Here is a 15,416-nt window from a genome sequence, read left to right as displayed (position 1 = left end):
TATGACAAAGGACAATAAGTTTTTGACTCAATTCCAAACTGATTCTGAATCTATTGGTTTTATTTTTATGAAAACTTATTCGTCCTGGCATACGAATATCAAAAATTGCTTGAAAAAACAGTCTATCACTCATCCTCAATTTATAGTGCTTGCAACGCTTGCTTATCTATCACAGCGACTAGATGAAATAACACAAATTATTTTATCAAATAAAACAAATATCGATGTGATGACAATTTCCCAAATATTAGAGAATTTAGAAAAAAAGGATTATATAAAACGCTCTTGCTCAATTAAAGATAGTCGAGCAAAATCCATTCAATTAACACAAAAAGGATTGAATAAAGCAAATGAAACTGTACCTTTAGTTGAACAAATAGATAAAGATTTTTTTTCAACATTACAAGGTGATAAAGAACAATTTATGGAAATGTTATTAACACTATTAAAAACCAACATGAAGGGATAAAATCATTTATAAATTTTTATTATTTATTGTTTTTATCAACGTTGAATGCTTGGACTTAACTTAAAATAAGTTTTTGGAGACCTTGTCTCAAATTTCTAGAACAAAATACTTTAAAACTGAATCTTTATAACTCAAGCTTTTAAAACTCATTACTTGGTTAAATTTAATTAAAAAAGGTGATATTGCATCACCTTTTATCAATCGTTAAAACGTTTTGCTAAACTTATTTTGTAGCATTTTGTTCTTGTGCTGATTGAATTGCGGTTAATGCAATAGTGTAGACAATATCGTCAACTAATGCACCACGAGACAAATCATTCACAGGTTTACGCATGCCTTGTAGCATAGGACCAATCGAAACAAGATCAGCTGAACGTTGTACTGCTTTATATGTAGTATTACCTGTATTAAGATCAGGGAAAATAAATACAGTAGCTTTACCTGCAACTTGTGAATTAGGCGCCTTTGATTTAGCTACATCAGGCATTACCGCTGCATCATATTGTAATGGGCCGTCAATCATTAGATCAGGACGTTTTTCTTGAGCAATGCGAGTTGCTTCTTTCACTTTTTCAACATCAGCACCTTGACCAGAACTACCTGTTGAGTATGAGATCATCGCAACGCGAGGTTCAATACCAAAGGCGATTGCTGTATCGGCTGACTGAATGGCAATTTCGGCTAACTCTTGTGCGTTTGGATCTGGATTAATTGCACAGTCACCATAAATATATACTTGGTCAGGCATTAACATAAAGAACACCGATGAAACAAGGGAACTGCCTGGTGCAGTTTTAATTAATTGTAACGGTGGACGAATAGTATTAGCGGTTGTATGTACAGCACCTGAAACTAAACCATCAACTTCATTAGCTTCAAGCATCATGGTACCCAATACGACATTATCAGCCAATTGCTCACGAGCAATAACTTCAGTCATCCCTTTGTTTTTACGTAATTCAACTAGGCGAGGAACATATTTTTCACGGATATTTTCAGGATCAACGATCTCTACTCCTTGACCTAAAGTCACGCCTTGTGAAGCGGCAACTTTACGCACTTCGTCAGGATTACCAATAAGAACACATTTTGCAATGTTACGTTCAGCACAAATTGCAGCTGCTTTAACTGTTCTTGGTTCGTCACCTTCTGGTAATACCACTACTTTTTTCGCATTACGTGCAAGTTCAGTTAATTGATAACGAAATGCAGGAGGAGACAAGCGACGTGCAGAATTCACTACTTCATTTAATGATTTAATCCATTTAGCATCAATATGATCAGCTACATAATTTTGGGTGTTTTCCATACGTTCTTTATCGTCAGCAGGAATTTCTAAATTAAATTGTTGTAGACTAATCGATGTCTGGAAAGTGTTGGTTTTAACTGTAAATACAGGTAAACCAGTATCAAATGCAGGTTGGCATAATTTTGCAATTTTATCGTCGATTTCATAACCACCAGTTAGGAGTACACCACCAATTGCCACACCATTCATTGCCGCTAAACTGATAGTAACTAACACATCAGCACGATCAGCAGAAGTCACTAAAAGTGCATTTGGTTGTAGGTGGTTAATAATATTTGGTACGCTGCGAGAGCAGAAAGACACATGTTTAATACGACGATTTTTAATACAACCTTCGTTAATGATTTTTGCATCAAAATGCTTAGCAATATCTATAGCACGACAAGCACTTAGATCAATATTCCAAGGAATACAACCAAGAACAGGCAATGGACTGTGTGCATTTAAATCATCGATAGTAATTTTCTTATCATCAAATTTAGGGGTATGATAAATTTCAGCAACATCAGGACGAGCAAGATTTTGCTCTTCAACTGGCGCATTAACTTTATTAACAATCACACCGACGATTTTATCATTTTTAATACCACCAAAGTTAGAACGAGCAATTTCAATACGATCTCTAAGTTGTTCTGGCGTATCTTTGCCCATATTAACTACAAAAATAATTTCGGCGCCAAGAGTTTTAGCAATATTATTATTAAGTTCATTAGCAAAAGGATAATCAGATGTTGGCACAATACCTTCAACTAAAACAACATCAGCTCCTTTAGTATTTTCGGCATAAAGGGCAACGATTTCTTCCATTAACACATCTTGTTGATTTAAACCTAATAGGTTTTCAACATGGCTCATTTTAAGCGGTTTTAGTGTTGGAATTGATGTATTGTTGCTCACTAGAGTTGTGGTATTATCTGGCGCATCGCCACCAGCTCTTGGTTGCGCGACAGGTTTAAACACATTTAAATTAATACCTTGACGCTCCATAGCTCGAATAACGCCCAGACTCACACCTGTTAACCCGACATTAGTGCCAGTTGGGATGAGCATAATTGTACGAGACATAATTATTACCTCTTAAATCTTTATTGTATAAAAACAAACCGCCATTTAGGCGGTTTTGAATATTTATTAAGCAGTTAGACGCGCAGCATCTTGAGCAATGACAAGTTCTTCATTGGTTGGAATAACCATCGCAATAGCTGAACCATCTTTAGTAATTTTGCCACCCTTACCAAAACGAGCTGCAAGGTTACGTTCTTGATCAAGTTCAAAACCAAGAATACCTAATTTTTGTAATGCCATACGACGCACTTCTTCTGAGTTTTCACCGATACCTCCAGTAAACACGATAGCATCTAAACGACCATCTAAAAGCATAGCATAGCCGCCGATATATTTTACTAAGCGATGAACAAACACATCTAAAGCGTTTTTAGCGTTTTCATCTGTTTCGTAATTATCGGTTACATAACGGCAATCACTGCTCACACCAGTCAAACCTAATAAACCAGATTTTTTGTTTAAAAGGTTATTAATATCAGCAACAGACATTTTTAAGTTATCATGTAAGAAGAACATAATCGCTGGATCGATATCACCACTACGTGTACCCATCACCAAGCCTTCAAGCGGAGTTAAACCCATTGAAGTTTCAACACATTTACCATTTTTAACAGCTGTAATTGATGCGCCATTACCTAAATGACAAGTAATAACATTAGTTTGGTCAACTGGTTTATTTAATAATTTAGCAGCTTCGCGACTAACATAATAATGGCTAGTGCCATGCGCACCATAACGACGAACACCGTGTTTAGTATAAAGTTCGTTTGGAAGAGCATATAGATAAGCTTCTTTTGGCATTGTTGTATGGAATGCAGTATCAAACACTGCAACGTTTTTAGTTTTTAGGTGTGGGAACGCAGCAAATGCTTCACGAATACCGATTAAATGTGCAGGATTATGTAACGGCGCAAAAGCAGATGCTTCTTCAATTCCTTTTAATACTGAATCATCAATAACAACTGACTGGGTATATTTTTCGCCACCATGAACAATACGGTGACCAATCGATTTAATGCTATCTAATAATTCTGGCTTTTGTGGAAAGATGCTATTAACAATAAAACGAATTGCTTCACTGTGTGCTGCACCAGCGCCTAAAGAAGCTTCGTTCTTAACACCATCAAGCTTCCACTTAATACGAGCATCAGGAAGATGAAAACATTCAGCTAAACCAGATAAAAACTCATCACCATTTTCAGGGTTTATAATGGCAAATTTTAATGATGAACTTCCGCAATTAAGAACAAGAGCGTTATTACTTGATGACATAGTAATTCCTATAAATTGAATAATAAAGACATATACCAATCAAAATTGGTAACTCAACACATGATTTAAAATCAATGTGACTACGCTAAGGTGACTTCTGATATCTTGTTTTTTGAGATAAAATAGAGAGAGTCCCCAATTTGAATGGCACTATTTTAAGACAATAAGAAGTGAATGTCGAGGAATCACAATAATATGAATTTAATAACCACATTTAAAGCTGGTCAAAGGTATATGAAGCTTTGCCCAGTAGACAAACAATTAACACATTCATTTCCTGAATTAAAAATTATTAACTACATAAAAACCGCAAATAAATACTTGCCTCCTATCATTATTGGCTTACTCTTTTGGCAGTATTTCATGCCGGCACAAATTGCTGTAACAATAATAACCATACTATTCACCTTAAGCATGCCTTTGCAAGGAATATTTTGGCTAGGAAAACGTGCTCTATCGCCCTTACCACTTAATTTAATTGACTGTTATAACCAATTAAAAATAAAATTAATTGCTAAAAAAATTATTGCCGAAAAAAATAGTTTAGATGACAATAAATTAACATTTGAAGCATTTATGAAAATTATCAACCTAGCCAAATTACATTTAGGTGATTATTTCGGTCAAGACAACGATAGCTCAACTTATTATAAAGAATAATCACAATGGCAAATTTACTCACTATACTACAAAAACAAATTGACAAATTAGAACAGCAAATTAATTTAGCAAACGAGCAACTATTTCAAGAACCTTATTTTGACGAGCAACTATTTCAAACTAATAAAGTTGTAACAGATAAAACGTTTTACCTTGAAAAAATCAAACAAACTTATCAAGTATTAGTTGCTAACATAAAATTAGAAAAAGTTGAACAAATAACTTTTTTATCTGACAAGTTAGTTAACCAAATTGCAGCCCTAACGCGTGAACTAGCAACCCAAAACCTACGCAAAAAAGGGTTCCAAAATATTATTGCAGAAACCTTAGCCCAAAAACATACGCGTCACCTAGATTACTTGCGCCGACTACAAAATATGAAATACGAACTAGAGCTATCGCCCGAAATTATCAATCAAAGTAAAATCGCCGCAATTGATAACCGAATTTACCGCTGTGAACAAGCAATTAAAAAGATTGAATTTGAAATTGAGAATGATATCAATTAATAAATTTCATACTTTCCTAATTTTAATCTGATCTCATTCATTTGATTGAACAGTTTTATTTGGATTTATCCTATAGTTAATTTACGATTAATCAATGCCCTGATACTTTTGAAAATAAATTAATAATCACAACACCAAACATAATAAACCCCATACCAACTAAAGCTGCAAAATCTAAAGTTTGTTTTAAAAAAACCCATGCAATTAAGCTTATTAATACAATTCCAATTCCAGACCAGATAGCATAAGCAATACCTACGGGAATAGTTTTTAGAGCTAATGAGAGTAAATAAAACGAAGCGCTATAGCCCACAATGGTAATGATGGAATAGATAAGATTGGTAAATCCATCAGATAGTTTTAATGAAGAAGTTGCAACAACTTCACAAATAATTGCAAAAAAAAGTAATAAATATGAATTCATCTTAATACCTATAGTCGTTAAATAAAAAGCCTATTACCTAAAATTAATGTTGAAATCTTATAACAATCAATATCTAATTAACTGTTAAACATTGATAGATGAAAAATATAGTTTTGCTTTGTTTTAATATCATTAATTGTGATGAAGAGGTAAAGATAGATAGCTATTAACGCTTGAAAAGGAAAAGCTTTATGATAGCTTAGGTTTCCATTTTAAAAAATAAATTATTAATTATTAATTATTAATAAAAATGCATATCAAACCAACTCCACTATTCTATATAATAGCCATTATTATACCTAAAAATAAGGCGCTTTGTAGTGCCAATAAATTTTATACTGCACAAAAAATTTAGTAATTCTATAAATAATTTTGATATTTTAATTTTCTTATTATAGGTGTTAATGTAAAACAATCTGTTAATGGTGCACTATCTAATGCCCAGTAATTAATTAAATCCTCATAATTCTTATAATTGTTAAAAAGAATATTTAAAACCTTTTGAATAACTTTATCATTAGGGTTTAATCCCGAAGAAATTAAATCGTTACAAACATCAAGAGATAAAATCATTAATTCTTTTTTTTCTATTGAAGAATATCCATTATATAAATATGCAAAAATATATTTATTTAACCAATATTTTGTTCTATATTGATCTGGTAACTCATAAGCCCAATCCTGAGTAAATCGATCGCCATATGGCAAATTAAGGTCATCACATAATTTTTTAATTATTTGCATGTTATCCTCAAATTTTCAATTTAAAAATGATGAATTAAATGGAGTTGATATTCGTACTGATGCATCAAATTTCACAACTGTTCTTGCCATATCAAGGGAAATATTATCTCACTAAGTAAATAGTCTCTTTTTTCTCTACTCATATTTTTACTAGATGACCATGATATTTAGTCAGCTTATCCAAATAGCGGATAATTATTGGTAAGCTGACCGCAATATCAATATCTAACACTTCACAATTAAAGCCATTTTATTACATTGAATGTTCTGAAATGACGTTAATTTCTACTACCATCACTTATAAAATTCATTGATTAACATTCACAGTACCTATAACTTTTTTAATGATTCAAGGTGGAATATGTATTATTTTAGAGGATAGTTACAGTTACATAACAATTAATCCAGACCTATTATCTTCCACCATAAAATTCCAACAGTAAATACGATAATTAGATTTACAACACTACAAATAAACCCAACTTTCCACCAAGTTTTTACTGGTACAAAACCTTCGGCAAATAATAGTGGATTTCGAGCATTGGCAAACTGTGTAATTGATCCAAAGTAGTTAGTACAAATAACCAACGCAAAAATTGCAGTTAGAGTTGGTACACCTAAGGCAATAGCGATCGATAGGAAAACGGGAAATAATGCAGCAATATGAGCATTTCCACTTGCAAAGAAATAATGTAAATAAACATAGGCAACACACAAAATAACTAATACTAATACCCAACTGCTTTCACCTAAATGACCTTGTACAGCTCCACCTATTGTGTCCCCTAACCATTTTGTTACACCAAGTTTATTAACTTGCCCCGCCATCATAAGTAATGCCGCAAACCAAATTAATGTGTCCCAGGCAGCTTTTTCTCCTTTTATATCATCCCAGCTTAATACACCAGTTAAGATCAAAATAGTTAAGCCAATAAACGCAGTAGTTGTTGAATCAATACCGAAATTTTTACCAAAAATCCAGAGCGCTAACAAAAGTACAACAGTAACGCCCATAATGATTTCTTTAACAGTAATTACCCCCATTTTCTTTAATTCTTCAGCCGCTAATTCTGGCGCTTCTGGTGTTCTTTTTAATTCTGGATTAGTCAGAAAGTAAATCACCAAAGGTATCACAACGAATGAAACTAAACATGGCGCAATTGCTGCAACAAACCATTGGCCCCACCCTAATGTAATACTTAATGATGTTGTAACTAATTTAGCTGCTAATAAATTTCCTGTAAATGCCGTTAGAAACATTGCCGAGGTGATATCATTTACATGGCTAATAGTTAGCATTAAAAAAGTACCTATGCGATTTCTTGATTCATCCTTGGGATTGGATTTAAAATTGATTGCTAGTGCTTCCGCTATTGGATAAATAACGCCGCCAGCACGTGCTGTTGTACTTGGAATAGCTGGTGCCAATGCAATATCAGTAACGGATAAACCATAAGCAAGTCCTAAGGTATTTTTACCCAAAATTTTAACAAGATAATAGGCTATTCGTTTACTTAAACCTGTTTTGATAAAACCACGAGCGATCATAAAGGCAATAACAATTAACCAAATAAGACTACTATTTAATTCGCTTAACGAGATTTTTATTGACTCAGTCGCTGTTGTTGCACCAGATGGTCTCAATACAGCAAAAACAGTAATTGCTAATAGACCAATTGCGCCAATTGGCATTATTTCGGCAACAATACTGGCAATTGTTGCAACAAAAATGATGCTGGTTTGCCAACCCTCTTGACTAATACCTTCAGGTGGAGATACAAACAACCAAAATATCGCTGAAATTACCACAATAATGATAAGTGGCAACCATTTTACTGGTGGTTTCTTTACTACGCTCATAATATTTTCCTTTTTAACTTAAATATTATTTAATTTATAAGATTTAATTCAGTTACAATAATACTATTCTTTGTTTGGCTATTATTTATAATTGCTCATGTTTGTATAATCAAAAAAATAAATAAAATCAACAATCTACCTGAATGTTTTTTGTGAAAAGACCTATATATTAAGCCATTTACACAAAAAAAAATTCATAAAAAATAATAAAATTATATCGTTAACTAAAATCGCATTTATTGCAAATTGAATAATTAATCTATTTTTATAGTGTATTGAGTATCGGTTTTTTGAAAACTAAAGTTATCAGGATTTATTAATGCTATAGTTTTATTTTTTAGCAAAAATATGGCTGATAAATTTTGATTCTTTCGCAAATACGCCTTACTTTTCTCAATCCCCCATCCATAAAAAACAGTCGAATAAATATCGCCTTCTAATGAAGAATCTGAAATTATTGTCACACTTTCAAGTTCGTTGTCCAACGGATAGCCTGTTTTGGGATTAAATATGTGATGATAAAGTTTATTATTTTGCATAAAAAAGCGCTCATAAATTCCCGATGTGACAACTGATTTATTTTTAACTTTAATAACGCCAGACAGCTCATCACTAATTGAAAACGGTTTTCTTAATCCTATATTCCAATAACCACTTTGTTCTGTTAAACACTCACCTAAAGTTAATACATTTCCACCTAAGTTAATAATACCTTGATACACTTGATTTTCGAGTAAAACCAATTTGACAATATCAGCAATATACCCTTTAGCAATTGCACCTAAATCAATTTCCATTCCAGTTTTTTTTAAAAAAACGGAATGTGTGTTTGTATCAAGTTCGACATTTTTAGGATCAATTAACAATAGTTGTTGTTTTATTAATTCAGCAGATGGTACTTGATAACCTTGGAAACCAATCTTCCAAAGCTTAACTAATGGGCCAATAGCAAAATTAAAGCAACTATTGAAATACAGACTGACTTTTTGAGCTTGTTCAATTAGGGAAAAAATAGGTCGACTCACTGTCACTGGGTGTTTACCCGCAGCTAAATTAATTGACATAACTTCTGAAAATAGCCGGTTAACAGTCAATTTATCCTCAAGCATTTTTATAATTTGAAAAACAGTGTGTGCAACGGCTTCATTTGGCTCTAAAAGCGTTAATGACACCGTTGTTCCCATTAAAGTTTGAGAATATTCATATCTCGAACATACCATATTAAACAAGCTCAGCTAGTTGTAATAATTTAATTTTTAATATAATCAGCAGCCTTTTTACCTGCTTGTCTACCAAAAATAATGATATCAGCAACAGCATTGCCACCAATACGGTTAGCACCATGTACACCACCAACAACTTCGCCTGCGGCAAAGACCCCTTGGATGATATTTTTATTAGCATCTAGGACTTGTGTTTGGGTGTTGATTGTCACTCCCCCCATGGTATGGTGAACGCCCGGTGCGATCTTTATTGCATAGAAAGGACCTTTTTCTATTGGATGACGTATACCTGTTGTTCGGCCAAAATCCTTGTCTTGTTTGGTAATAGCAAACTGATTATAACGCTTTACAGTTTTAGTTAATGTATTAGTATCAATTGATAATTTTTGTGCTAATTCCTCAATTGTATTTGCTTGTGATACAAGTTCATTTGAAACATATTCTTCCACTGCTTTGTTTTCATTACGGACTTGCTGATCAAATAAGATATAAGCATAGTGCTCAGGTAATTTTATAATCTCAGCTGAAACTTTATCTCTTGTATCAAGTTCATTAACGAATCGTTGACCATTTTGTGATACAAGTATTGCGCCTCCACCTCGAATCGATTCAGATATTAAATAAGATGTTGTTTGTTCAACCGTTGGGTGGATTTGAATCTCTCCCATATCAACGGTTCCTGCACCAAGTTTTTCCAATAACATAATGCCTGAACCAGTAGCGCCTTTGTGATTAGTGGTGACAAAACCTTTAAGATCGGGTCGATATTTTTCAACCATTGTGGTATTGGCACTAAACCCACCAGTTGCAATAATAACTACTTTTGTTTTTATTACGTGATTTGAGCCATCTTCTTCTGAAACTTTAACACCAACCACTTTATTATTTTCTGTCATAATTTCAGTAACTACAGTATCAAGCATAACATCAATACCACGCTTATTGATGTTTTTAACTAGGCCACTAATTAAGAAACCACCTACTGCAGCACCACTTTCAGGACGGTGAGTTCGATCAATACTCATTCCACCAGTTGTTGTAATACCACTTAATTCAATACCATTTTCATCTAACCAATCAATGGCATTTGGTGCATTTTCAACAAAATAATGTAATAAATCAGGGTTATTTTTATTTTTTCCGCCTATCATCGTTTCGTTATAAAAGAGTTCTTTACTATCTGTAATACCTTTGAGTTTTTGGAATTTGGTTTCTGCCGCATTCATACCAGCTGAAGCTTTATTGGTATTACCGCCAATTACAGACATTTGTTCAACAATAACCACATTTGCACCAAGATCATGAGCTTGGATCGCAGCAGTAAGCCCTGCACCACCACTACCAACAACCACAACATCAAAAGATTGGTCATTAGGATCACCACCTTCCGCAAGAATCGCTTCTTTGTTAGATTTGGCTATTGCTTTGGTCACAGCTTTTTTGAAGGCTTCGCATTGAGTTGTTGCGCCAGAAATGGTATCAACATGAGGGCTATTTGAATCAATAATTCTATTTTTAATGATCGAAAAATTATCTAGAACGTTACTATCAAACTCTTTAGCATTTACCAATTCCATGTCTTTTATAAAGTCTTTAGCTAATTCCACATTAATAAGGAATTCGTAAGATTCGTCATTAACTTTTTCTTGATAATTTCCCGGTTTGAATTTTTTAATATTAAGATTCACATCACGAATTAAACTTTCAACGAGAGAAAAATGCCATAGAGGTTCTGGGATATTCAGATCTTCACGTTTATCACTATTGATAAATAGCTCTAGTTTTTCACCTTTCTTTATGCGACTAACCCAATCAGGATAAGCAATGCAAGCTCGACCAACCGCAACTAAATCATAGCCATTGTCGATGGCACTATCCAAATCACTTTGATTAACAACATTACCGACACCTACAACAGGAATTTTTGATAAAATTGGTGAACGCATCGCAACAAATTTTTTAATTAATGGAGTTGGATCTTGAGTATCAACAATCGACGATCTAAGCGTTGTTCCCATTGAGAAATGGACATAATCAAGCCCTTTTAGGGCCAATTTTTCAAGCAAATACATTGTGTCATCAAAACGAATGCCTGGGATTTCTAATTCTTCTGGAGAAAAACGATAACCAACGATAAACTCTGGGGATGCATATTGTTTTGCCATACTATGAGTGATATCTAAGACGGCTAAAGGGAATTGAGTACGATTATCACGACTTCCCCCCCACTTATCATCTCGTTGATTTGAATTTGGTGAATAGAATTGCTGAATAAGGTAAGTATTTGCACCATGAATTTCAACACCATCAAATCCAGCTTGGATAGCGCGTCGCACTGCTTGGCCAAATTTATCGATCATTTCATCGACTTCATCAGCGCTTAGTGCAACTGGTGTTGCTGCACCAGATCGTGGTGCTGCTATTGCACTTGGCCCCACAGGCGATTGTCCACCAATTAATTTTGGCTCAACCATTCGCCCTCCATGGTAAACTTGAATTACCGCTTTGGAGCCTTTTTCTTTGATTGCCTTCGCAATCTTTGCTAATCCTTCAATTTTGTCATCACTATCTAAACCAATTGCACCAGGAAAAGCTAATCCTTTATTATCAACAAATCCACATTCAACAATAATTGTCCCTATTTCACCAGATCGTACACGATAATATTCAATTAGATCTTGAGTAACTGAACCATCATAAAAACCAGAACAAGTTGTCATTGGGGCCATCATTATACGATTTTTTAGTTCAACGCCATTAGGTAAAGTTATCGGACTAAAAATATGTTCATTTTTCATTTTTATATACCTACTCACTAGTATTTAAACTTTTTAATTATGATAACATTAACAATAGTTACTCTCCACATGGATTATCTACATTAATAACAACAAGTATCATTTTTTAGACAGAAATTTTTTAGTGTTATTAAGCAATTATAAAATTATCACGATAAATAGGATAAGATCATGCTTATTTTGGGTATTTTAGAGAGATTATATTGTCGGATTTATGATTTAAAATCTAGAAAAAAATACTATAACCTTTTCATTTAGTTAAATATTTTTATGATTTTTATATTGAACTTTAATTTTATTCAGATAAAATGTGTACAAATTTATACAATAGAGAATAACTTAATGTCTTTAATTCCAATTAGCAGTTCTGAATCTACCCCATCTTTCTACTCTCTATTGTTCCTATTTCTTAATCCTCCTTATGGAGGATTTTTTTTGGCTCTAAAACCTTATTCATTTTATTTTTATTACAACTTAATACCCAACTTCACTTTAAGAACATGCATGATCAGGAGATAGTATGGAATCTTTAACACCTTTTTATAATCCTTCTATAAGCTACGAAGATAATTATGCTCAAGGACCATTTGGGCTTTTTACACAATTAGATAAAGCTGAGCAAATCCCAACAAAATCTTCAAAATTTTTAAACCATGACGTTAATTTACCATTTGGTATACCGGCAGGTCCTTTATTGAATGCAAACTACATTAAAGCCGCATTTGCCTATGGATTTGATTTATGCGTATATAAAACAGTTCGAACCAAACTACATAAATGCCATCCATTACCGAATGTGTTATCAGTTCATCCTAAAGGTAAATTATCGTGTAATTTAGATACAGTATTAGCTGATACTGCTTACAATCAACCTCTATCAATTACCAACTCTTTTGGGGTTCCTTCTTTTTCTCCAGATATTTGGCAACCAGATATGGCTGATGCAGTAAAATCTGCAGGTCATGGGCAATATGTAATTGGTAGTTTTCAGGGGACGCAAAGCAATGAAGCAATAGAAAACGATTATGCTTTAGCTGCAAAATTAGTTAGAGAAACCAATGCGCCTATTCTTGAAGCAAATTTAAGTTGCCCAAACGAAGGAGCAAGTAAACTACTTTGCTTTGATATAGATAAAGTCGAACGAATTGTTAACGCTATTAAAACAGCTGTTCCTGATCGCCCACTTATTTTAAAACTAGCCTATTTCCCTGATGATGAAAGGATCGTTTCTTTATTGACTCGTGTCGGTTCTATTATCGACGGCTTAAGTACAATTAACACACTGTCCGCTAAACCAGTTGATGCTAAAGGTAATCCTGCCTTAGGGGAAAATAGAAAAGAAGGCGGTGTCTGTGGAGATGCAATTCGTTGGGCTGGTTTAGATATGGTAAGTAGATTAGCTAAATATCGAAAAGAAATGGATCTAAAATTTGTTATTGTTGGTGTTGGTGGTGTTAGTTCTAGTGAGCATTATCGTCAGTTTATCGATAATGGCGCAGATGCGGTCATGAGTGCTACGGGTGCCATGTGGAACCCAATGCTTGCTATAGAAATTAAGAAAAATCTTAAATAAAATTATTTACAGTTAGGCTCACATTTGTTACAGGGTAACTTACCCTGTAATTTTTTACTGCCTATATACCCTACTGCATTCTTAATTTTTCCTAAAATAATAAAATAAAAAGTATTTACAATACAATTAAGGCCATTGCTAACATTTCAAACAAATTTATTTTTGTTGCTTTCTTTTTTATATATAAGTTTGATAGTAATGATTATCAGTAAAATAGCTATAAAGACGATCTGAGATATTGTTCAAAAAATAGGTCGTTAATAAATAAAAAAGCACTGTTGGTAGGAGCGGCACGAAAATACTAACTGTCCCAATAAAAATGAAGCACTACCTATAATTATAAAAAACCATTTTTTAAACATTATAAAATGTAACTTAGAAAGGTTTCAGTATTCAATTCAATATGTAAATACCCCAAACTTAGTACACAACTCACGTAGAAAATCATGCTGCCTGTTTTAGTGTTTTATACTCAATCGGTGTCATGTTATTTAATACCTCATGCGGTCTTTCGGTATTATAAATCGTTAACCATTCTTCGGTTATTCTCCTTGCTTGTGCTAAGTTGTTAAAAAGATATAAATCGAGTACTTCAGTACGATAGGTACGATTAAATCGTTCAATATACCCGTTTTGATATGGGCTGCTGGGGTTGATGTAATCTATAGTTATACCATGTGATTTTGCCCAATTAGTAAACGTGTTTCTAGTGAATTCCGGTCCATTATCTACTCGTATTTTGAGTGGATAACCATGATATTCGGCCAGTTTATCCAGATAACGGGTAATCCTGCCAGCTGGTAAGCTTACTGCAATATCAATGCCTAGCGCCTCACGATTAAAGTCATCTATCACATTGAAAGTTCTAAAGCGTCGTTGATTGCGACTGCTGTCACTCATAAAATCCATTGACTAGCATTCACCTTGTTTATTGGGTACTGATAGTCTTTCCGGGCTTCGTGGAGGAATGCGTTGTTTACGCTTTACCCTGAGATTAAGCTTCAATTCACAATACACCCGATACACACGTTTATGATTCCATTTATAGCCGAGCTTTCTGATGCGATTATAACACTTGGGAAAGCCACAGCGTAAATGCTTATCGGTGATCGCACTGAGTACCGACCTAATTACTGAATCATCTGGTAACTTGGGCTGATAATAGTAAGCACAGAGCGGCTTAAGCCAACAATAGCGCAGCTCATGGTAATAGTAACAGGATGATTTTCTTGTAACTCCAAAGCCCATGCTTTACGTGCCTTGGTAGGTACTATAGCTTTTTTATGATTTCCTCCTGAAGTTGAGATTTTAAACTGAGCTCAGCAAACACCTGCTTAAGCTTGCGGTTTTCAGCCTCCAGCTGCTTTAAACATTTGATATCGGAGGTTTCCATACCACCGTATTTATCACGCCATTTATAGAAAGTTGAATTCCCCATACCATATTTACGGCAAAGTTCTTTGACAGGAATACCGGCTTCAACTTTTTTTTAAAATAGCTACGAATTGAT

Annotated in this window: 12 protein-coding genes and 1 pseudogene; 4 read left to right on the top strand and 9 right to left on the bottom strand. The window is 33.8% G+C overall.

Annotated elements, in window-relative coordinates:
* Position 1: 1 nt before the first annotated feature.
* A complete protein-coding gene (locus tag ACGH80_RS07895; protein WP_065589137.1) occupies positions 2–469 on the top strand; it encodes a MarR family winged helix-turn-helix transcriptional regulator in 468 nt (155 codons plus the stop codon).
* A gap of 223 nt (positions 470–692) precedes the next feature.
* On the opposite strand, the gene pta is transcribed toward ACGH80_RS07895, so the two are convergent.
* Together pta and ACGH80_RS07885 are read right to left on the bottom strand one after the other, a co-directional pair.
* A complete protein-coding gene (pta, locus tag ACGH80_RS07890; RefSeq protein WP_065589138.1) occupies positions 693–2,843 on the bottom strand; it encodes a phosphate acetyltransferase in 2,151 nt (716 codons plus the stop codon).
* Positions 2,844–2,909: 66 nt separating this feature from the next.
* Positions 2,910–4,115 carry an acetate kinase gene (locus tag ACGH80_RS07885; RefSeq protein ID WP_296318361.1) on the bottom strand — a complete coding sequence of 402 codons (1,206 nt, stop codon included), beginning with the start codon at positions 4,113–4,115 and terminating at the stop codon, positions 2,910–2,912.
* Between the two features lie 195 nt (positions 4,116–4,310).
* Here ACGH80_RS07885 and yfbV point away from each other — a divergent pair, with 195 nt between their 5' ends.
* Both yfbV and priC read left to right on the top strand, forming a co-directional pair.
* Positions 4,311–4,775 carry a terminus macrodomain insulation protein YfbV gene (yfbV, locus tag ACGH80_RS07880; protein ID WP_167370046.1) on the top strand — a complete coding sequence of 155 codons (465 nt, stop codon included), beginning with the start codon at positions 4,311–4,313 and terminating at the stop codon, positions 4,773–4,775.
* Positions 4,776–4,780: 5 nt separating this feature from the next.
* Entirely contained in the window at positions 4,781–5,284 is a 504-nt protein-coding gene (gene priC / locus ACGH80_RS07875) for a primosomal replication protein PriC (RefSeq protein ID WP_411630844.1), read from the top strand.
* 91 nt (positions 5,285–5,375) lie between these two features.
* On the opposite strand, the gene ACGH80_RS07870 is transcribed toward priC, so the two are convergent.
* The 5 genes from ACGH80_RS07870 to ACGH80_RS07850 form a co-directional block, all read right to left on the bottom strand.
* Complete coding sequence (locus tag ACGH80_RS07870; RefSeq protein WP_034910602.1) at positions 5,376–5,708, bottom strand: DMT family transporter; 333 nt, start codon at positions 5,706–5,708, stop codon at positions 5,376–5,378.
* A 360-nt stretch (positions 5,709–6,068) separates the two neighbouring features.
* A complete protein-coding gene (locus ACGH80_RS07865) occupies positions 6,069–6,452 on the bottom strand; it encodes a hypothetical protein (RefSeq protein ID WP_034910600.1) in 384 nt (127 codons plus the stop codon).
* A gap of 399 nt (positions 6,453–6,851) precedes the next feature.
* Complete coding sequence (locus ACGH80_RS07860; RefSeq protein ID WP_174798220.1) at positions 6,852–8,312, bottom strand: DASS family sodium-coupled anion symporter; 1,461 nt, start codon at positions 8,310–8,312, stop codon at positions 6,852–6,854.
* 254 nt (positions 8,313–8,566) lie between these two features.
* Positions 8,567–9,532, bottom strand: coding sequence for an FAD:protein FMN transferase (locus tag ACGH80_RS07855; protein WP_085164070.1), 966 nt, complete (start codon positions 9,530–9,532; stop codon positions 8,567–8,569).
* A 29-nt stretch (positions 9,533–9,561) separates the two neighbouring features.
* Complete coding sequence (locus ACGH80_RS07850; protein ID WP_411630842.1) at positions 9,562–12,333, bottom strand: flavocytochrome c; 2,772 nt, start codon at positions 12,331–12,333, stop codon at positions 9,562–9,564.
* Positions 12,334–12,853: 520 nt separating this feature from the next.
* Here ACGH80_RS07850 and ACGH80_RS07845 point away from each other — a divergent pair.
* The gene (locus tag ACGH80_RS07845) at positions 12,854–13,906 is read left to right on the top strand and encodes a dihydroorotate oxidase (protein ID WP_411630841.1); all 1,053 of its coding nucleotides are present in this window, start codon (positions 12,854–12,856) and stop codon (positions 13,904–13,906) included.
* 177 nt (positions 13,907–14,083) lie between these two features.
* On the opposite strand, the gene ACGH80_RS07840 is transcribed toward ACGH80_RS07845, so the two are convergent.
* Both ACGH80_RS07840 and ACGH80_RS07835 read right to left on the bottom strand, forming a co-directional pair.
* Positions 14,084–14,221 carry a DUF454 family protein gene (locus ACGH80_RS07840; protein WP_411578473.1) on the bottom strand — a complete coding sequence of 46 codons (138 nt, stop codon included), beginning with the start codon at positions 14,219–14,221 and terminating at the stop codon, positions 14,084–14,086.
* Between the two features lie 129 nt (positions 14,222–14,350).
* A pseudogene (locus ACGH80_RS07835) lies at positions 14,351–15,395 on the bottom strand (IS3 family transposase); the annotation flags it as partial.
* Between the last annotated feature and the right edge of the window lie 21 nt (positions 15,396–15,416).

Source organism: Gilliamella sp. BG1 (assembly GCF_046635625.1).
GTDB classification, from domain to species: Bacteria; Pseudomonadota; Gammaproteobacteria; order Enterobacterales; family Orbaceae; genus Gilliamella; species Gilliamella bombi.
This window is presented reverse-complemented; position numbering and strand designations above follow the sequence as displayed.